The sequence below is a fragment of the Methylobacterium sp. P3_A11 genome (assembly GCF_056403155.1).
Window position 1 is genome coordinate 1 of the sequence record NZ_JBFUGA010000112.1, and the last position, 19,132, is coordinate 19,132.

General features: G+C 68.2%; 20 protein-coding genes and 1 tRNA gene. 7 read left to right on the top strand and 14 right to left on the bottom strand.

Going from position 1 to position 19,132, the window contains the following annotated elements:
* The 3 genes from AC1DXK_RS25645 to AC1DXK_RS25655 form a co-directional block, all read left to right on the top strand.
* Positions 1–1,044, top strand: a 1,044-nt coding sequence (locus AC1DXK_RS25645; RefSeq protein WP_477299409.1) for an ABC transporter substrate-binding protein, incomplete at its 5' end; no start/stop codon positions are given.
* Positions 1,045–1,174: 130 nt separating this feature from the next.
* On the top strand, positions 1,175–2,188 hold the full coding sequence (locus AC1DXK_RS25650; protein WP_457106016.1) for an NAD(P)H-quinone oxidoreductase: 1,014 nt from the start codon (positions 1,175–1,177) through the stop codon (positions 2,186–2,188).
* Positions 2,189–2,303: 115 nt separating this feature from the next.
* Positions 2,304–2,606, top strand: a complete 303-nt coding sequence (locus AC1DXK_RS25655; protein ID WP_477299410.1) for a hypothetical protein — start codon at positions 2,304–2,306, stop codon at positions 2,604–2,606.
* A gap of 55 nt (positions 2,607–2,661) precedes the next feature.
* Here AC1DXK_RS25655 and AC1DXK_RS25660 read toward each other — a convergent pair whose 3' ends face one another.
* The 10 genes from AC1DXK_RS25660 to AC1DXK_RS25705 form a co-directional block, all read right to left on the bottom strand.
* Positions 2,662–3,543: a 3-hydroxybutyryl-CoA dehydrogenase gene (locus tag AC1DXK_RS25660; protein ID WP_457106036.1), complete on the bottom strand. Its 882-nt coding sequence runs from the start codon at positions 3,541–3,543 to the stop codon at positions 2,662–2,664.
* Positions 3,544–3,725: 182 nt separating this feature from the next.
* Positions 3,726–4,679 carry an electron transfer flavoprotein subunit alpha/FixB family protein gene (locus tag AC1DXK_RS25665; protein ID WP_457106018.1) on the bottom strand — a complete coding sequence of 318 codons (954 nt, stop codon included), beginning with the start codon at positions 4,677–4,679 and terminating at the stop codon, positions 3,726–3,728.
* Positions 4,680–4,746: 67 nt separating this feature from the next.
* Positions 4,747–5,496, bottom strand: coding sequence for an electron transfer flavoprotein subunit beta/FixA family protein (locus AC1DXK_RS25670; RefSeq protein ID WP_457106037.1), 750 nt, complete (start codon positions 5,494–5,496; stop codon positions 4,747–4,749).
* 168 nt (positions 5,497–5,664) lie between these two features.
* Complete coding sequence (locus tag AC1DXK_RS25675; RefSeq protein ID WP_457106019.1) at positions 5,665–6,237, bottom strand: cob(I)yrinic acid a,c-diamide adenosyltransferase; 573 nt, start codon at positions 6,235–6,237, stop codon at positions 5,665–5,667.
* A gap of 12 nt (positions 6,238–6,249) precedes the next feature.
* Complete coding sequence (locus AC1DXK_RS25680; protein WP_457106020.1) at positions 6,250–6,876, bottom strand: acyloxyacyl hydrolase; 627 nt, start codon at positions 6,874–6,876, stop codon at positions 6,250–6,252.
* 140 nt (positions 6,877–7,016) lie between these two features.
* A complete protein-coding gene (locus tag AC1DXK_RS25685) occupies positions 7,017–7,202 on the bottom strand; it encodes a twin transmembrane helix small protein (protein WP_457106021.1) in 186 nt (61 codons plus the stop codon).
* Positions 7,203–7,268: 66 nt separating this feature from the next.
* Positions 7,269–9,905: a TIGR02302 family protein gene (locus AC1DXK_RS25690; protein WP_477299411.1), complete on the bottom strand. Its 2,637-nt coding sequence runs from the start codon at positions 9,903–9,905 to the stop codon at positions 7,269–7,271.
* Positions 9,906–10,032: 127 nt separating this feature from the next.
* A complete protein-coding gene (locus tag AC1DXK_RS25695; protein WP_457106038.1) occupies positions 10,033–11,241 on the bottom strand; it encodes a polyhydroxyalkanoate depolymerase in 1,209 nt (402 codons plus the stop codon).
* Positions 11,242–11,517: 276 nt separating this feature from the next.
* Positions 11,518–11,763, bottom strand: coding sequence for a hypothetical protein (locus tag AC1DXK_RS25700; protein WP_457106023.1), 246 nt, complete (start codon positions 11,761–11,763; stop codon positions 11,518–11,520).
* Between the two features lie 160 nt (positions 11,764–11,923).
* Positions 11,924–12,133 carry a hypothetical protein gene (locus AC1DXK_RS25705; protein ID WP_477299412.1) on the bottom strand — a complete coding sequence of 70 codons (210 nt, stop codon included), beginning with the start codon at positions 12,131–12,133 and terminating at the stop codon, positions 11,924–11,926.
* A gap of 363 nt (positions 12,134–12,496) precedes the next feature.
* On the opposite strand from AC1DXK_RS25705, the gene AC1DXK_RS25710 reads away from it, so the two are divergent.
* The 3 genes from AC1DXK_RS25710 (at position 12,497) to AC1DXK_RS25720 (ending at position 13,510) form a co-directional block, all read left to right on the top strand.
* Positions 12,497–13,150 (top strand): Maf-like protein, encoded by a 654-nt coding sequence (locus AC1DXK_RS25710; RefSeq protein ID WP_457106025.1) that lies wholly within the window; start codon positions 12,497–12,499, stop codon positions 13,148–13,150.
* Positions 13,147–13,329 carry a DNA gyrase inhibitor YacG gene (locus AC1DXK_RS25715; RefSeq protein ID WP_457106026.1) on the top strand — a complete coding sequence of 61 codons (183 nt, stop codon included), beginning with the start codon at positions 13,147–13,149 and terminating at the stop codon, positions 13,327–13,329. Before AC1DXK_RS25710 ends, AC1DXK_RS25715 begins: the two co-directional genes overlap by 4 nt.
* Positions 13,330–13,434: 105 nt before the next feature.
* Positions 13,435–13,510 (top strand) — tRNA-Phe (locus AC1DXK_RS25720).
* Positions 13,511–13,700: 190 nt separating this feature from the next.
* Here the strand turns inward: AC1DXK_RS25720 and AC1DXK_RS25725 are convergent.
* On the bottom strand, positions 13,701–14,453 hold the full coding sequence (locus AC1DXK_RS25725) for a Crp/Fnr family transcriptional regulator (RefSeq protein WP_477299413.1): 753 nt from the start codon (positions 14,451–14,453) through the stop codon (positions 13,701–13,703).
* A 282-nt stretch (positions 14,454–14,735) separates the two neighbouring features.
* Here AC1DXK_RS25725 and AC1DXK_RS25730 point away from each other — a divergent pair, with 282 nt between their 5' ends.
* Entirely contained in the window at positions 14,736–15,725 is a 990-nt protein-coding gene (locus AC1DXK_RS25730; protein WP_457106028.1) for a phosphoribosylaminoimidazolesuccinocarboxamide synthase, read from the top strand.
* Positions 15,726–15,767: 42 nt separating this feature from the next.
* On the opposite strand, the gene AC1DXK_RS25735 is transcribed toward AC1DXK_RS25730, so the two are convergent.
* The 3 genes from AC1DXK_RS25735 to AC1DXK_RS25745 all read right to left on the bottom strand — a co-directional run bounded on the left by AC1DXK_RS25735 (position 15,768) and on the right by AC1DXK_RS25745 (position 18,734).
* Positions 15,768–16,049 (bottom strand): DUF2312 domain-containing protein, encoded by a 282-nt coding sequence (locus AC1DXK_RS25735; RefSeq protein WP_020091862.1) that lies wholly within the window; start codon positions 16,047–16,049, stop codon positions 15,768–15,770.
* A gap of 55 nt (positions 16,050–16,104) precedes the next feature.
* Positions 16,105–17,286, bottom strand: coding sequence for an alpha/beta hydrolase (locus tag AC1DXK_RS25740; protein WP_457106029.1), 1,182 nt, complete (start codon positions 17,284–17,286; stop codon positions 16,105–16,107).
* 83 nt (positions 17,287–17,369) lie between these two features.
* Complete coding sequence (locus AC1DXK_RS25745) at positions 17,370–18,734, bottom strand: MFS family transporter (protein WP_457106030.1); 1,365 nt, start codon at positions 18,732–18,734, stop codon at positions 17,370–17,372.
* Between the last annotated feature and the right edge of the window lie 398 nt (positions 18,735–19,132).

Genomic DNA, 19,132 nt, shown 5'->3' on the forward strand with positions numbered 1-19,132 from the left:
GGCCGGCAGATCCAGGTCGTCACCTACGACGACAAGAGTTCCGCCTCCGACGCGGTCCGCGCCTTCCAGCGGGCGGTCTCGGAGGACAAGGTCAACCTCGTCATCGCCAGCTACATCTCGGAGGTGGTGCTGGCGCTGATGCCCTGGGCGGCCCGGCTCAAGACGCCGATGATCACCCCCGGCGCCGCTTCCAACGAGATCAGCCTCGCGGTTCACAAGGATTACGCCCGCAACAAGTACACCTTCCACGGCTACCTGACCTCGGCCGCCCTGGCGCAGTCGATCTGCGATTCCACCAAGGACATGCTGCTCGACCTGATGAAGGTGAAGACTGCGGCGATCATGAGCGAGGACGCGGCTTGGACCCGGCCCCTCGATGTCGGCTACGAGAAATGCCTGCCCGAGATCGGCGTGAAGGTCGTCGACCACATTCGCTTCTCGCCGGACACGGGTGATTTCACGCCGATCTACAACAAGATCGAGGCGGCCAAGCCCGACCTGATCGTCACCGGCATCTCGCATGTCGGTGTGCAGCCGACGGTGCAGTGGCAGAACCAGCAGGTGCCTCTCGCCATGACCGGCATGAATTCGCAGGCCACCTCCTCGACCTTCTGGGCCAACACCAATGGCGCCACGCAGGGCGTGATCTTCCAGAGCATCGCGGTGCCGGGCGCCGCGATCACCGACAAGTCCCTGGCCTTCAGCGACGCGTTCAAGAAGCGCTTCGGCAGCGATCCCTCCTACGCGGGCTACATGGCCTACGATCAGGTCTACTACGCCGCCGATGCGGTGAAGCGTGCCGGATCCGCGGAGGCCGACAAGCTCGTCGACGCCCTGGAGAAGACCGACTGGGTCGGTACCGTCGGGCGGACCCAGTTCTACGGCAAGGACGACCCGTTCACGCATTCCATCAAGTACGGCCCGGGCTTCGTCACCGGCCTGATGGCCCAATGGCAGGACGGCAAGCAGGTGGCGATCTGGCCCAAGAGCCTTTCGCAAGGCCAGATCGTGTTGCCGGCGGCCGTGAAGGCGGCTGCCCGGTAGGCGATGCGGACCGGCAACGGACGCCCGCCGGCCCGGCGGCTTGCCAAGCGCGTCCGTTGCCGCAAGTAGAGCCGGTCCCGCGGCACCGTGAGCGCGGGCGTCACCACCTGCGCGCTGAGGATGATCGTTGATGGCCAGCACCGACCTGCCCGAGACCATGCGACAGATCCGCTACGACGGTGCGGGCGGCCCTGAGGTGATACGGCTCGAGACCGCCGCGGTGCCGAGCGTCGGGGCCGGGCAGGTACTCATTGAAGTCGTGGCCGCCGGCGTGAACCGGCCCGATGTCGCCCAGCGTGCCGGCGTGTATCCCCCGCCCCCCGGCGCGACCGAGGTTCCCGGCCTCGAAGTCGCCGGCCGCATCGTCGCCCTTGGCAGCGGGGTCGACGGCCTGTCGGTCGGCGACGAGGTCTGTGCGTTGGTCATCAGTGGCGGCTATGCCGAATACGCTCTGGCCGAGGCGTCCCATTGTCTGCCGCGCCCCAAAGCCGTCTCCCTGGTCGATGCCGGTGGCCTGCCCGAGACCTTCTTCACGGTCTATTCGAACGTCGTGCAGCGCGGACGCCTCGCGCCCGGCGAGAGCTTTCTCGTCCATGGGGGATCGAGCGGGATCGGTGCCACCGCGATCCAGATCGCGAAGCATGTCGGAGCCCGGGTCTTCGCCACCGCGGGCTCGGCCGAAAAGTGCCGCTTCTGCGAAGGACTCGGGGCGGAGGCCGCGATCGACTACAAGCAGGCCGACTTCGCCGAGGAGGTGAAGCGTCTCACCGACGGACGCGGTGTCGACGTCATCCTCGACATGATCGGGGCGAGCTACCTCGCCCGCAACCTCAAGTCACTGGCACCGGACGGGCGTCTGGTGATGATCGCTCTGATGGGCGGCTACAAGGTCGACGGCCTCAACATCACGCCGATCATGCGCAACCGTCTGACCTTCACCGGCTCGACGCTCCGGCCCCGCGCCAAGGCCGACAAGGCCGCGATCGCCGACGGCCTCCGCCGAGACATCTGGCCGGAACTCGATAGTGGGCGCATCCGGTCCGTCACCCATGCCACGTTCCCGCTGGAGCAGGCGCAGGCCGCGCACGAGCTGATGGAATCGAGCACTCATCTCGGCAAGATCCTTCTGACCACCGGGCGGTGATCCAGACCTCCGGCAGGAACCTGCCTCGACGGCCCCGCGTTGGCGGCCGGTAACGAGATCGTGTCGCGCAACGCCCGTTTCGGCGTGTGGCGTCCCGTCGAGGAAGGTTTTGCAGATGGCCCCGAGATTGAACCCGAACGAGAGCCGTCAGGCCGAGCGCGGAAAGCCCATGCTCTGGGTTCTGGTGGCGAGTCTCGTCTTGCTGGCGATCGCCACCGTTGGGCTGCTCACGTGGAACGGCGCCAATTCCCCGAAGGACTACGCCAGCCAGAGCCAGGATGCGTCGCGTAAGGAAGTGACCGGCTCGGTCACCGGCCAACCCGGCGGCGCGTCGTCCACGAACAGCACCGGTGTTCCCGGCGGCAACCCGTCCTATCCGCAGCCGGCCCAGCCCGGCGCGAACGGCGCTCCGAAGTAACCGTGACCCGGGACGGCCTCCACAAGCCGTCCCGCCCCGACGTCCTGCGTCGCGATCAGCGGGTCGGGATCGGCGTCGGTCCGCGATAATCGTAGAAGCCGCGCTTGGCCTTGCGGCCCAGCCAGCCGGCCTCGACATACTTAACCAGCAACGGGCAGGGCCGGTATTTCGAGTCGGCCAAGCCCTCGTACAGCACCTGCATAACCGACAGGCAGGTATCGAGACCGATGAAATCGGCGAGCTGCAGCGGACCCATCGGGTGGTTCGCGCCGAGCTTCATGGCGGTGTCGATCGACTCGACCGATCCGACGCCCTCGTAGAGCGTGTAGATCGCCTCGTTGATCATCGGCAGCAGGATGCGATTCACGATGAAGGCCGGGAAGTCCTCCGACATCGTCGAGGTCTTGCCGAGTTTCGCGATGAAGGCCTTGGCGGATTCGTAGGTCGTATCCTCGGTCGCGATACCGCGGATCAGCTCCACGAGCTGCATCACCGGCACCGGATTCATGAAATGAATGCCGATGAACTTCTCGGGCCGGTCGGTCGCCGCGGCCAGCCGGGTGATGGAGATCGATGACGTATTCGTCGCCACCAGCGTTTCCGGGCGCAGAGACCCGCACAGGGTGGTGAAGATCTCGCGCTTGGTGGCCTCGTTCTCGGTCGCCGCCTCGATGACGAGGTCGCAAGGGCTGAGCGCACCGTAATCCCGCGCGGCCACGATCCGGGATCGGGCTTCAGCGCTGTCGGACTCCGTCATCGTTCCCTTCGAAACGAGGCGGGCGAGGCTGCCCTCGATAACGGACAGGCCGTTCTCGAGCCGAGCGGGGTCACGATCGTTCAGCAGGACGTCGAAGCCGGCCGTGGCGCAGACCTGCGCGATGCCGCTTCCCATCTGGCCTGCGCCGATGATGCCGACCCGCTTGATCTCCATGTGCATGTGCCGACCTGTGCCCCCAATGCGGATGCCGATGCGCGGCCGCGCGGTTCGACCGGCGGCACGGGGCGACGGCATCGCGCGAACTCTCGCCGTTGCAGCCTTCTAGACCAATCTCCGATCCGGAAGGAACCCGTGGCGCCGCGTTCTGCGACAAGACTCGCGGGTTTCCCGATCGCGTTCCGCTACTGGCCCTTGGCTTTACCGATCTCGGATTGCAACTCCGGCACAACCTGGAAGAGGTCTCCGACCAGACCGTAATCGGCGACCTGGAAGATCGGCGCGTCCTCATCCTTGTTGATGGCGACGATGACCTTCGAATCCTTCATGCCGGCGAGATGCTGGATCGCACCCGAGATGCCCACCGCCACGTAAAGGTCCGGCGCGACGACCTTTCCGGTTTGTCCGACCTGCCAATCGTTCGGCGCGTATCCGGCGTCCACGGCGGCACGGGACGCGCCGACCGCAGCGCCCAGGGCATCGGCGAGCGGCTCGATCAGTTCGTGGAACTTGTCCGACGAGCCGAGGGACCGCCCGCCGGACACGATGATCCGAGCCGAGGCCAATTCAGGCCGGTCGGACTTGGCGATTTCCTCGCCCTTGAAGCTCGAGCCGCCTGCCTCCGGCGCGGCGGCGGACACGCCCTCCACCGGAGCGGTCGCGCCGCCTTCGGCAGCCGCCTTGAAGGCCGCCGTCCGCACCGTGATCACCTTCTTCCCCGCGGGTGCCTGCACGGTCTGAATGGCGTTGCCGGCGTAGATCGGCCGCTCGAACGTGTCAGGCGCGACCACCTTGATGATGTCGGAGATCTGGGCGACATCGAGCAGCGCGGCCACCCGAGGCAGCACGTTCTTGCCCGTCGTCGAGGCCGACGCGATGATCGTGTCGTAGGGCTCGGCGATCGCCGCCATCAGGGCCGAGACCGGCTCGGCGAGATCGTGATCGTAGAGGCCGTCCTCGGCGTTCAGAACCTTCTCGACGCCGTCGAGCTTCGCGGCGGCCTCGGCCACGGCCTTGGAGCCGGCGCCCAGGACCAGGGCGTGGACCGGGGCGCCGATGTCCCGGGCGGCGGAGAGCGCCTTGAGGGTCCCGTCCTTGATCTGGCCGTTTCCGTGCTCGACGAAGAGGAGTGTCGTCATGGTCTGCTGATGCCCTTGAGGGTGATGGCGCGGGGCTCGACCGGGTCTCGGGAGCCCCGCATGCGGATCAGATGACGCCGGCTTCGACCTTGAGCTTCTGGACCAGCTCGGCCGCGGACCCGACCTTGACGCCGGCCGAGCGTCCCGGCGGCTCGGCCGTCTTGAGCACCTTGATCCGGGGGGTCACGTCGACGCCGAGCGCATCCGGCGCCAGCTCCTCCAGCAGCTTCTTCTTCGCCTTCATGATGTTGGGCAGGCTGGCGTAGCGCGGCTCGTTGAGCCGCAGATCGGTCGTCACGATCGCCGGCAGCTTCAGGCCCACGGTCTGCAGGCCCCCATCGACCTCGCGGGTGACGTCGATGGTCCCGTCCGCGAGCGCGATCTTGTAGGCGAACGTGCCCTGTGGCCAACCCAGGAGCGCACCGAGCATCTGCCCGGTCTGGTTCGAGTCGTCGTCGATCGCCTGCTTGCCCAGGATGACGAGCTGCGGGCTCTCCTTCTCGACGACGGCCTTGAGCAGCTTGGCGACGGCCAGCGGCTCGCAGGTCACGTCGGTCTTGACCAGGATGGCGCGGTCGGCCCCCATGGCCAGGGCCGTGCGGAGGGTCTCCTGCGCCTGCTGCGGTCCGATCGAGACCGCCACGATCTCGGTGACCTGGCCCTTCTCCTTCAGACGGATCGCCTCCTCGACGGCGATCTCGTCGAAAGGATTCATCGACATCTTCACGTTGGCGAGTTCGACCCCGGAGCCGTCGGCCTTCACGCGAATCTTGACGTTGTAGTCCACCACCCGCTTGACGGGCACCAGCACCTTCATGGCGGTCACGATCCTTCCCCGGAGGATTCTTGTCGTCGTGCAGGCCACTCCCACCGCGCCCGTGGCGCAGCGTGGCCGGGGCACGCAAGGCGGGCGGACCGTAGCGGCCACATTTCCGCCTTGTCAACGCGGCGCCGTGGCGAGCCCGCGAAAACGCTGGGCTCGGCCTCAGCGGTTGGCGCCGGGCACCCAGAGTACGTCATCGGCCCCGTCCGCATTGGCCGCCCGGCTTGCGACGAACAGGAAGTCCGATAGGCGATTCAGATAGCGCAGCGCCTCGGAGGACACCGTTTCGTCCTCCCGGGCGGCGAGGCTCACCGCGAGTCGCTCCGCGCGACGGCAGACCGTTCGAGCGAGGTGCAGGGCCGCCGAGGCCGGCGAACCGCCGGGGAGCACGAAGGATTTCAGCGGCGGGATGGCCGCGTTCAGGGCGTCGATGTCGCGCTCCAGACGCTCGACCTGGCTCGCGACGATCCGAAGCGGCTCATAGGGCAGCGGCTCCGGGCTGGGCGGTGTGGCGAGGTCGGCACCGAGATCGAAGAGGTCGTTCTGGATCGCGCCGAGCATCCCGTCGAGGGGGCCTTGCGTGTGCAGGCGCACCAAACCGATGCAGGCGTTGGTCTCGTCGACGGTGCCGTAGGTCTCGACCCGAAGGTCCGCTTTCGAGCGACGCTGCCCGTCCGCCAGTGCGGTCGTGCCCCTGTCGCCGGTCCTCGTGTAGATGCGATTGAGTTTGACCAAGGAGTGGGCGCCTCAGAAGGTGTAGCCGATCTTGCCACCGTAATTGGTCAGGCCGCGGTTGTTGGCACACAATCCGGCATTCGACATGTGCTCGATCGTCGCCATGATGCTCCAGTGCTCCGTCAGACGGAAGCCCAGAGCAGCCGCCTCGCGGAACATCGGCGAGCAGCCGAGAGTGTTGAAGCCGTAGGGCGTCTCCGCCTTCGGGCCGGTCCAGCCGTTATGGGCCACGCCGCCGAAGAAGCCGTCGAGGAAGATCCGGCGATTGAAGGTTTCCGGGAAGACTTCGAGGGTCCAGGTGGCCCCCAGATAGGCGTAGCTGGTCCGGCCACCGGTGTTGTAGCTGCCGCCCACCGTCGGCCGCGGCACGAAGGCCTGCCAGAACGGATCGGCGCTGAGCACCGGCTTCGCGAACAGGACCTCGCCGTTGACGTTCGCCTTGCTGAAGCCCGGAAGCTTGCCCTCCGCGCTCCCGGGATCCTGCACCGCGCCGCCGATGCGGATCTCCGACACGATGCTGAGGGGCTGCACGGGTGGCGCATAGGCGGCGGGACGCGGCGGCGCGTCTGCGGCCGAGGCGGGCAGGATGACCGCTCCTGTCAGGAGGCCGAACAGACAGAGGCGAGAGGGGGTCGTCATGCGGGCTCGGCCGGTTAGGCGCAGCGAATTGCTTCTACCGAGCGTAGCAGAGGCCCACGGGGTCCGGCGGCCAATTCATCCGGCGCCGCGTCGAAAGGCGTCCGGTGCGGCGGCGCGGTCACACCCGGGCGGTTTCGCGGTCAGGCCGAGCGCCACCAGACGACGCCCATGATGATCACGATCGCCAAGAACTGGAGCAGGACCCGCAGTCGCATCAGCCGCTGCGAGAGGCTCGCGCTGCCGCCGCGCATCATGTTGGCGAGGCCCAGGACGAGGACCACGGCGACAGCCAGGCAGGCGATCAGGACGAGGGTGTTGGACGACATTCAGAGGGAGATCCGGATGGGGCCGAGGCCGCATGGCAGCCTCGCGCGGCGTGAAAGGAGGAGCGCTCAGTTTCGGCGGAGCAGGCGCTCGAAATAGTCGAGTTCCTCGCGGGGGCGACTCGGGTCGCCGAGCTTGCGCCGCAGCTCTTCCATGATGCGCCGCGCGCGCTGGACCGCTGATTCGTCAGCCGTCGGGACCCGCACCCGGCCGTCGCTCATGTCGCGCCCCCGGGTCGGACGGCCGAGGGGGTCGTCGTCGCGGGCGCCGGCCTGACCCTGCTGCCCGGGTTGCTGGCCGCCGTCCTGCTGGCCTTCGCCCTGGCCCTCGGCCATCTCCTGCATCTGCTGCGCCATGCCGTCGGCACCACGCTTCAGGCCGTCGAGGGCGCGAGCCTGCGCATCGACCGCCCCGCTCGAATCGCCGTCCTTGAGGGYGTTCTCAGCCTCGCGCATGGCGTCCTCGGCATCGGACAGGCCCTGCTCACCGCGCATGCCGTTCTCCTTCATGCGCTGCTCGAGCTGTTCCAGCCGCTGCCGGAGGGCCTGCTGGCGCTGCCCGACGTCACCCGGCTGGCCCTGACCCTGCTGGCCCTGACCCTTTTGGCCCTGGCCCTGCTGGCCTTCGCCCTGCTGTCCCTGCTGACCCGGCTGCTTCTGTCCCTGCTGACCCCGCTGGCCCTGCTGCGGTTGACCGCGATTCGGCTGGCGCTGACCGCCGCGCTGCTCCTGCCCGTCCTTGAAGGTTTCGTCGCGCAGGCCCTGCTGCTCGCGGGACATCGCGTCCAGGTCGCGCATCTGCTTCTGCATCTCGCGGGATGCCTGGTCGGAGCGGCCCCCGCGTTCGGCGGTCTGTAGGTTCTCCAGGACGTTGCGCAGCTGCTCCATGAGACGCTGCGCCTCGGCGGTGTCGCCGCGCTTCATCGCCTCCGCCATGTCCTGGATCATCTTGTCGAGATCCTCGGGCGTCACCGTCTTCGATTGCTGGTTGTTCTGGCCGCGCTCGCTCTGCTCACGGGGCTCGCGCCCCTGCTTCTGCGCCATCTCGGACAGGAACTTGTCGAGGGCCTGCTTCAGGTCCTGCGTCAGCCGCTTGATCTCGTCGTCGGGCGCATTGCGCTCGATCGCCTCCTTCAGCCGGTCCTGAGCCTGACGGAGCTGCTTCTCGGCGTCGGAGAGGTCCCCGTCCTCGATCTTAAGGGCCATCTCCCACAGGAGGTCGGCCACGTCGGTGAGGTCCGTGTCGGTCCGAGCCCGGCGCAGGCGTTCGGTCGCGGTCCGGAGCCCGAGGAAGATCGCCGGCTGCGGCGTGAACGTGTCCGGCGCGACGAGGAGGGCGTCCAGCGCGCCCTGGACCCAGCGGCGATCGGTATCGGGGGCCGTGACGAGGCGGCGGCGATCCTCGGCGAGCGCCCGCGCCAGCGGGTCGCGGAAGGGGCGCGCGGGCAGGATGATCTCGGTGTCGGGGGTACGGCCTTCCTGTCCGGCCTCGTCCTTGACCACGATATGGTAGCGGACCCGCGCCCCGGACCACGGGCTGTCCGTGAGGTCCACCAGGGTCTTGGTGTCGGCCTCGCCGCTGGCATCGCCGGGCAGCGCCAGGCCGATATGCGGAACCGGAACCAGCGTGCGGCCGGACTTCAGCGGATCGATCACCGCCTCGGCCGAGCTGATCCCGTAATCGTCCTTGGCGCGATAGGTCAGGTTGAAGGTGCCGCGCCCATTCACCTCGGGGCCGCCCACGGCGGTCACCTCCGGCGGCCGGTCGGGGATCGCCTCGACGGTCAGGCGCTGCCGACCGGCCGGGGTCGCGATCGTCAGTTCGGCGCCGCCGACGATGCGGTAGCGCTCCTCGCGCAGGTCGGGCCGTGCCTCCTGTCCCGGGACGGAGACGAGGCCGGCATTGGGCGTGAGGGTCGTCGCCGACGCCGCCTTGCCTTGACCGGCGATCCGCACGATCAGCTGCGCATTGACGGGCGCGCGCAGGTGCTGGTCGCTCCCGTCCATGGCGATGAGCAACGGCGGCATGCGGGTGTAGAGCGGCGGGTCGATCCAACCGTCCACGCGGAAGTTCGGGCCGGGCGCCGCAGGCTCCTGCCAGTCGAAGGCGGCGCCGATCCGCTGGCGCCATTCAGGGCCGGCCGCGAACAGGCTGGCGACCGCGGCCACCACCAAGCCGGCGCGCAGGGCGAACGGATCATGACGCGTCATGCCCGGTCGCGGCAGGCCGACCCGCAATGCGGACATCGCCTGCGCGGCGCGGCGCTGATGCAGGTCCCACAGCGTCCGGCTTCCCGGATCCGAGGCGCCGACGGCCAGACTGTCCTGCGCCGCGGAGGCGGGCCCGTGGCGCAGCGCCGGATCGCGTGCCGCCGCCTCGCGGTCGAGCCGCGCCAGGAGCAGGCGCCGGTCCGGCCCGGCGAGATGGATCAGAGGCCACAGAGCGGCCACGAGGAGGGCTGCCAAAGCCCCGAGGCCGACTTGGCGCCAGAGCGGTGTCAGGTCGAGCCACAGACCCGACCAGGACACGACCAGGAAGAGCAGCCCGACGCCGAGGCCGCGCCAGAGGACAGGCCAGGCCTGCTCCCACAGGATCGCGACCCGCGCCTGGGCCACCAGCCGGTCGAGCCGTGCGGCGGTCGCGGTGCGCCCGCCGGTCGGTCCGCCCGCATCGGTCTTGTTGTCGTAGCCGTTCCTGCCGATCACGCCGACCGTTCCGCCTCACGCCGAAGGAGTGGCCCCGGGAAACACGCGATCCGCGCCCCCGTCCTCAGGACGCTAGCATGGTGGGCCGCCCAGGTCGGCGGGTCAAATCGGCGCGACGCCGGGCCGGTCAGTTGTGGGCCTGGATGAAGTTGCGCACCTGCGGATAGATCTGAGACTCCCAGCGCCGCCCGGCGAAGACGCCGTAATGGCCAACGCCCGCCTGGAGGTGATGGGTCCGCATGTACGGGGCGAGGTCCGTGCACAGGTCGTGGGCCGCCATGGTCTGGCCGACCGCGCAGATGTCGTCCCGCTCACCCTCGACGGTCATCAGGGCGGTGCGGCGGATCGCCCGCAGGTCGATCGGATCGCCGCGATAGCTCACGGCGTTCCTGGCCAGGGTGTGGTCCTGGAACACGGTCTTGACCGTTTCCAGGTAGAAGTCGGCCGCGAGATCGAGCACGGCGAAATACTCGTCGTAGAAGGTCTCGATCGCCGCGGCCTTGTCGTTCTCCCCGTGGGCCATGTGCCAGAACAGATCGGCGTGGCCCTGGATGTGGCGCTTGGCATTCATCGCCATGAACGCCGAGACCTGCATGAAGCCCGGATAGACCTTGCGCCCGGCGCCTTTGTGACGCGTCGGGACCGTGGCGATCAGGTTCTTCTCGAACCACTCGATCGGCTTGGAGGTCGCCAGTTCGTTCACGCCCGTGGGATTGATCCGGCAATCGACCGGTCCGGCCATCAGGGTCATGCTGCGCGGAGCGGCCGGATCCTTCGTCTGCGCCATCGCGGCGGCGGCCACGAGGGCCTGCACGGCGGGCTGGCAGACCGCGACCATGTGGGCGCCTTCGCCCATCGTGCGCAGGAAGTGGATCAGGTGGCCCACATAGTCGTCGAAGCCGAACTGGCCGTCCGACACGGGGACGTCGCGGGCATTGTGCCAGTCGGTGATGTAGACGTCGTGGTCGGGCAGCATCGTGCGCACCGCGGCGCGGAGCAGGGTGGCGAAATGGCCCGACATCGGGGCGACCATCAGCACCTTGGGCTGCTCGGTGTGGACGTCTTTCTTGAAGTGCAGGAGTGTTCCGAACGGCGTGACCTCGACCGGCTCCTCCGAGACCGGGACGCTCCGGTTGCCGACGGTCACCGAGTCGATGCCGTAAGGCGGCCGCGAGAAGGTCAGGCCCGTGCGCATCATCATGCGGGCACCGGCCGACATCCAAGTCACCGGCTCGCCCCACCCGAACCAGGGCGACCAGATGTCGTTCAGAAGCCGGCCCCACGCCCGGGTCTGAGCGGCGATGTCGGTCTGCAGGTCGAAGGCGTCGTAGAGCATCAGGCAGGCACTCGCGAGAGCCCTGCCCGGCACGCGGGCCATCGGGGCGGCAAAGTTGGCGGATGCCGGTCTTGGTATCGCATCAGCTTGGCCGGGTAGGATGCTTCCCGTTCCTCTGGGCCGCAACTGGACGAAGGTCGAAGTTCAACAGGAATTATACGGACGTGACTTTGTTGCACCATGTCGTCCGCTGCCTCATCGCAGCGTCGACCGTGCGGTCCGTCGCGCCCGTCACCTCCCGGGCGAGTGCCCGCGGTGCGGGACTCGCCCGCGCGTTTAGGATGCGCGCCGGATGATCGGGCCGGGATCGCCCTCGGTCCGGCGATGCTCGCACGCAATCTTGAGGTACCGGTCGCTGCCCCCCGGCAGCCCGGCCTGGGCCGCCATCGTCTGCGCGTGCATCAGGCACTCGATCGGCGTGTGCGCCGGGGCGATGATGACGTCGAGGGCGGTATCACGGGAGCAGTCCTGTGCCAGGAGGGTGCCGGCACAGACCAGGGCAACGGAGAGCAGTTCCGACATGACGGACCTCGCATTCGAGTGATCGAAAGGTCCGCGGGGTGCTCTGGCGTGCGAGCCGCCGCGTTGTCGTTGCCTGAGCGTTTCCTTCCCGGTCGCTGAAATCCGAAGGCACGTCACGTGCCAGTTGCGCGGTCGGCGACCCGACCTGATCGGACCGGCTTCAGTCGCGGGCCGCCAGCCAGTGGGTCTCCGGCTCGTTGGCCGGCAGAAGGGCCGCGACGGCGTCGAGATCGACCACGTACTGGTCGGTAAGCAGTCGCCACATCTCGACCGGCGACGTGGCCCTCGGCTTGAGGCTGTCGAGAGCGCGGACCAGAAGAGCGGCACTCACGAGCTTCGGGCGCTGCAAGAGCGGATCAGCGTTCAGCATCGATGTCGATCCCAGTCCGATGAGACCCATCTCGGCTGAGTGTGGTTAACGTCCGGTTACGGTTCCGACCCAGTGCTTCGGGTTGTCTTGCCAGGTCGCAGTGCGCGGATTTTAGTCTGACTCAGGTCGGAGAACCACAGTTCAGATCCGTGCGTGAGCCTGCGTACTCTTGCCGGAGGCGAGCGTCGCCGGGACAGGATCGCGCCGTTTGGCCACCGGAATTCCCGATGCGATGAAGATGGTCTTGAGTTCACAAGCCCGACCCCTTCCCGTATCAGGCAGGCGGATCGAGCCTGTCCCGGCCGACGTCGTGCCGCCGCGCAGGGCGCGCACGGCTGCGGTCGATTGTGCGAACGGAAGATCATGGACGCCACACCTGAAGCGATCGGCGCAGGGCAGGGTACGCCAGCGCGGCTCGTGCTCGCCTCCGCTTCGCCGCGCCGCCTCGCGCTCCTGCAACAGATTGGAATCGAGCCGGCCGCCCTTCTGCCGGCGGAGATCGACGAGACGCCGCGCAAGGCCGAACCGCCCCGCGAACTGGCGCGCCGCCTCGCCCGCACGAAGCTCGCGACCGCCGAGGCGGCGCTTCACCTGGACGATACCAAGACGCCGACCTGGCTCCTGTCGGCCGACACGGTGGTCGCGGTCGGACGTCGCGTCCTGCCGAAGGCCGAAGTTCCCGACGAGGCCGCGGATTGCCTCCGCCTGCTCTCCGGGCGCCAGCACCGGGTCTATACCGCGATCTGCCTGCTCTCGCCGCGCGGACGCCGGGAGCGGATCGTCGAGAGCCGGGTCCGGTTCAAGCGCCTCTCCGGCCGCGACATCCAGGGATACGTGGCGTCGGGCGAGTGGCGCGGCAAAGCCGGCGGCTACGCGATCCAGGGATTGGCCGGTGCCTTCGTGGTGAAGCTCGTCGGATCCTACAGTGGCGTCGTCGGGCTGCCGCTCTACGAGACCATGAGTCTTCTCGACGGCGAGGGTTATCCCGTACGTTCCGGCTGGGGCGCGCTCGCATGAGCCGCGAGCGCCGTCCGGCCTGTCCCATCTGTCGGAAACCGGCGACGCCGGAGTATCAGCCGTTCTGCTCGCAGCGCTGTGCCGATGTCGATCTCGGACGCTGGCTCAACGAGCGCTACGCGATCCCCGAGGACATCGAGTCCGACGAGGGACCCCGGGAGCCGGATCCGGAGCGCTGAATTTTTCCGGCATTTCCTGCACGCCGATGGCGCGGCAAGGCTGGACAGGCCGCGAAGCACTTACTATACCCCGCGGCGTCCGAGGCCGATGACGGCGCGGGCGACGCCCAGGTAGCTCAGTTGGTAGAGCATGYGACTGAAAATCGCAGTGTCGGTGGTTCGATTCCGCCCCTGGGCACCATCCGTTCGCTGAATTCTCGGTGAGGATCGCGGGCGTCGACGATAGCTTCTGATTGCCCCGATCTTGAGACCGTGCACCATGCGGGTGCGTTGCGTGTCGCAGGGTGCGTGGACGGCCTGAACGGCCGAGCGGGCGAATCCGGCTGTGCCGAAAACCGTCCGTCTTCGATGACATTGTCCGGGCGGGCGATTCAGCGGCAGTCCAGATCCCGCAGGTGAAGGTAGGTCGGATCGAATTCGGCTGCCGCCAGCAGCCCAGGCCAGTCGTGGACGATGAGGCGGCGGCCGCGCAGCGTGATCAGGCCGGCGGCCTTGAGGTCGCGGATCGTGCGGTTGACATGAACCGGCGTGATCCCGAGCGCGTCCGCCAGTTCGGGCTGCGTCATGGGCAGGTCGCAGGCCCGGTCCGGCGCCAGCCCGACCGCGTCGAGGCGGGTCACCAGTTCGCAGAAGAGGTGAGCCATGCGCGCGTAGGCTTCCCGACGCCCCGTGTTGAGCATCCACTCCCGCACCAGGGCGGCATCGATCAGAGTCGCGCGCCAGAACACCGCGTTGAGGCGCGGATGCGCTCGCAGCATTGCGCGGACCGCGTCATGCTGGACGAAGCCCAGCCGGCAGGAGCTGATCGTCGCGATGGTGACGTCGAGAACCTCCAGGTACAGGCTCTGGAAATCCGGCACATCGCCGGGGACGTGATAGCTCATCACCTGCCGTTTGCCGGCGCGGGTCGATTTGTAGGTGCAGGCGATTCCGCTGAGGATCGTGAAACTCCGGGACGGACGATCCCCCTCGYGGACGATGTCCTGGTTGGGCTCGATCTGCACCATCTGCATGGGCAGCGCGTTGAGGGCCGCCCGCTCCTCATCGGAAAGCTTGAACAGCGCGACGGACTCGATCCGCCGCAGGAACGGATGTCGCGTCGTCGGGTGAGGGGTGTCGATCATCGCGCCTCGGCCGTCCGGCGTGACCACCCGGCTACGCCGCCGCGGGCCATCCGTCGTGTCTCGTTGCGGTTGAGAATAGGGTCCGCACATGGGCGCGACTAGGCACGGATGCCCGCCTGGGACGGGGGCTTCGGGTCGCGAAAGCCGTCACCGAATGGCCGACGAGCCTTCGGCGCTGCCGCTGCAGCGGTGCAGAGGGTATTGGCGGGGCTGGAAATCTCGGGCTCGGCCGCGCACACAGGTCCGGCGGCGCGGTCGCCGCCCAGCCTCACGAGACACCCGATGAACACGGCCGATCTCGCCCCGCACGCGCATCAGGTCCTGCGCGATGCGACCTTGCCGGAGCTGCCGAACCATTATCGGGGTAAGGTCCGGGACAATTACGACCTCCCGGACGGTCGGCGCATCCTGATCACCTCGGACCGGATCAGCGCCTTCGATCGGGCGCTGGCCGCCATTCCCTTCAAGGGGCAGGTCCTGACGCAGACCGCGCGCTACTGGTTCGAGCGGACGGCCGATATCTGCCCCAATCACGTCATCGCCTACCCCGACCCCAACGTGGTGGTCGGCCGGCGCCTCGAGATCCTCCCGGTGGAGGTTGTTGTCCGGGGCTATCTCGCCGGCACCACCTCGACATCGATCCTGACCCGCTACCGGGCGGGCGAGCGGGACATGTACGGCCATCGCTTTCCCGACGGCATGCGCTCCAACGAGCGGCTGGAACGACCCATCATCACGCCCACCACGAAGGCCTTCGACGGCGGTCACGACGAGCCCCTCACGGAGGCCGAAATCCTGGAACGGGGGCTGCTCACGCCCGAGCAATGGCGGACCGTGTCGGAGGCGGCGCTGGCCCTGTTCGCTCGGGGCCAGACCCTGGCGGCCGAGCGCGGTCTGATCCTCGCGGATACGAAATACGAGTTCGGCACCGACCCGAACGGCCGCATCGTCCTGGCTGACGAGATTCATACGCCCGACAGCAGCCGCTACTGGTTCGCGCAGAGCTACCCGGAGCGGTTCGCCGCCGGCGCGGCGCCGGAGAGTTTCGACAAGGATTTCGTCCGCAACTGGGTGGTCGCGCGGTGCGACCCCTACACGGATCCGATCCCGGAGATCCCGCCCGAGATCGTGCTGGAGACGGCCGCGGTCTACATCCGCGCCTACGAGACGATCACGGGCGCCCATTTCGTGCTGCCGGATCCGGCCGAGGAGCCCCTGGCGCGGATCCGGCGTAACCTCGCCGCCTATCTCGAGACCGACCGGCAATCCTGAGAAGAGGCGCGGCGCCCGTGGCGCCGCGCCCCGTTCGACGGATCAGGCCGCTGCGGCGATCGGGGCGGGGGAGGGCGCGTCCATGGCGCGCAGGTAGACGTCGAGCAGCGTCTCCTGCTCGTCGCGCTCGTCCTTGTCCTGCTTGCGGATCTTCAGGATCTCCTTGAGCACCTTCACGTCGAGGCCTTCGCCCTTGGCCTCAGCGAAGACCTCCTTCTTGGCCTCCATCAGGTCCTTGATCTCCTCCTCCAGCCGTTCCACGCGCTCGATGATCGAGCGGATGCGGTCGCCCGCGACGCCCACGGTGTCGGTCATGTCGGTCATGCGTTCCCTCGTCGGATGACGGGGGCACCCTCGCCGGGACAGGGTAAGCGGCGGGTTAAGGACGCGCGGGCGCCTGGATCCGGCCTTCGATCCAGCCGACGATCGCGTCCGCCACCGCGTCGCTGTTCGATTCCAGCATCATCATGTGGCCGTTGCCGTGGACGCCGTGCTCGGCGAGGGCCAGCCGGTCGGGCTTGGCCCCCGCCTGCGCGAGGAAGGCGGCCGTGCAATCGTCCATGGTGGCCCGGAACGAGGCCTCGCCGGTCACGATCACTGCGGGCACCCGGGCGAGGTTTGGCAGCTTATGCGCGGGCTCAGCCTGCAGCCAGCAGCGGATCTTGTCCGGCGCCGCCGCGGTCTCGGCCTGGACCACGGTCAAATCGGCGGGGCCACTCACCGGCGGCTCGAAATGCAGTGGCACCCGGGTGATGCCGTAAGGCCGCGCCCGCGCGTCGCCGATGCGCTCGTACCAGTCGGCGCCGCCCTTGAAGCGGATGTCGTAGAAGGTCGGACCGTTCGGCTCCACGGCGACGTGGGCCTTCACCAAGTCGGGCCGCTGGTCCGAGACCGCCCAGCCGAAGACGCCCGCCTGCGAGTGCGTCAGCAGGATCGCGGGGCCGATCTTCTCCAGAAGGGCGATCAGCGCCGGATCGACCAGCTCCTCGCTCTTCAGCGCGCTGGCGATGTACGGCACCTGGGAGAGATAGAACTGATCGAAGGCGGCGTTGCCGCGCACCCCCGCGCCGCCCGGCCACTGGTTGTGCAGCCGAGCCTGCGGATAGAGCGCGCTGCGCTCCTGCCCGGTGAACACCGTCTCCAGATCCTCGGCCGGCAAGCGGGCATAGGGACCGTAGGTCTCGGGATCGCCGCCGGATCGGCCGCGCCCCACCTGATCGACGACGTAGACCGCGAAGCCCTTGGCGGCGAAGCGATCCGCCCAGCCCGGCCGGCCGTCGGGCGTGCCGAGGAAGTTCGTCCCGGTCTGGGCGGTGCCGTGCACCAAGACGATCGGATAAGGCTGCGTCACCCGCTCCGGGGCGCGGTATTCGACGAACATCTGCCCGAGGGCTGTGGTCTTGCCGCCCGCCGTCGCGTAGCGGCCGCCGACGAAGAAGTATCCCGCCGATTGGTTTGGCTTGAAAGGCGTGCCGCCGAGCGCCGGTTCGGCGGCAAGCGGCGCCGAGGCGGCCGCGAGGCAGAGCAGGGTCAACGCCCCGGCGGCGGCTTTCCTGAGCATGGTGTCCTCCCGCGGACGTCTGTCGCGCCCGGCGGGAGGCATATCACCGTGAATGTGCCGTCCGGTCCAGCCGGCCGCACCAATCAGGCGTGGGCGAGGCGCGGCCTCTTGCCGAGGGCCTCCTCGACGGTGCCCGCACCGTCGAGATAGCCGTGGACCTTCGGGTTCGGCATGATCAGCGAGGCCACGAAGGCAATCGCCATCAGGACGGTCACGTACCAGAAGAACGTGCTCTCCATGCCGTTGTCCTTGAACCACAGGGCTACGAACTCGGCGGTGCCGCCGAACGTCGCGTTGGCCACCGCGTAGGACAGGCCGACCCCTAGCGCGCGGACGTCGGTGGGAAACAGCTCCGCCTTCACGATGCCGCTGATGCCCGTGTAGAACGATATCACCGCAAGCCCCAGCGTGATCAGGGCAAAGGCGAGGTACGGGTCCTTGTTGGTCCCGAGCGCCGTCATCAGCGGCACCACCATGAGCGTGCCGAGGCCGCTGTAGAGCAGCATGTTCGCCTTGCGGCCGATCCGGTCGGACAGCGCGCCGAAGATCGGCTGGATTGCCATGTAGACGAACAGAACCACCGTCATCACCTGCGACGCCGAGGTCTTCGGCATGCCGGCGGTGTTGACGAGATACTTCTGCATATACGTGGTGAACGTATAGAAGCTCAGGCTGCCTCCGGCCGTGTAGGCCACGACGACCAGGAACGCCCGCCAGTGCTTTGCCAGCGCGGCGAAGGTGCCGGCGGTCTCCTTGTCGCTGCTGTCCTTGGTCTCGGCCAGCGATCGCCGGAGGTAGAGGGCCACGACCGCCAGGCCGGCGCCGATGAAGAACGGGATGCGCCAGCCCCAGGCCGTGAGTTCCGGACCGGTCATCACCGTCTGCAGGAAGACCAGGACGAGCGAGGCGAGGAGCTGCCCACCGATCAGCGTGACGTATTGGAACGAGGCGAAGAAGCCGCGCTTCCCCTTGATCGCGACCTCGCTCATGTAAGTGGCCGACGTGCCGTATTCGCCGCCGACCGACAGGCCCTGCAGCATGCGGGCGAGGAGTAGCAGCACCGGCGCCAGGGTGCCGACATGCTCGTAGGTCGGCAGGATGCCGATCAGCAGCGACCCGAAACACATCATCAGCACCGAGACGACCATCGAGGTCCGTCGGCCGACGCGGTCAGCGATGCGCCCGAACAGCCAGCCGCCGACCGGCCGCATGAAGAAGCCCACGGCGAAGATGCCGGCAGTCTGCAGGAGTTGGCTGGTGGAATCGCCCTTCGGAAAGAAGGCGGGTGCGAAGTAGAGAGCGAAGAACGCGTAGCAGTAGAAATCGTACCATTCGACGAGGTTGCCCGACGACGAGCCCACGATGGCCCAGATGCGACGCTTCCGGTCTGCGGCTTCGTCGAGGGCGCTCGGTGCGATACCGATCGTATCGTCTCGCGAGGCGGACATGGCGTCTCCGTCGATCAATCCTGATGCCGGCCATGGCCGGTCTCTTCTTCGTGCGGCGCGACGTTACAGGTGACGCGCCTGATCGCAAGTCCGTGATCGGACATAGCCGAGGACAGCGCGTGCGCCTGTCATTCGTGCCGCGTCCCGATTGCCGCGGGACGGAACGGTTTCTCCGGAGGGCTCGTTGCGGGCCAGCGGAGGCGTCGATGGCGCACCGATGCCCGCAGGAGGAGAGGCCATGAAGCGGATTCTGAGAGACACGGTTGCGGCGGTCATCGTCGTCGCTGGAGCGGCGACGGCGTTCGCGCAGGGCGGCCCCGGTGGTGGCGGCGGTGGCGGCGGCGGTCCCGGTGGCGGGGGTCCCGGTGGCGGCGCGGGCGCCGGAGCCGGCCCCGCAG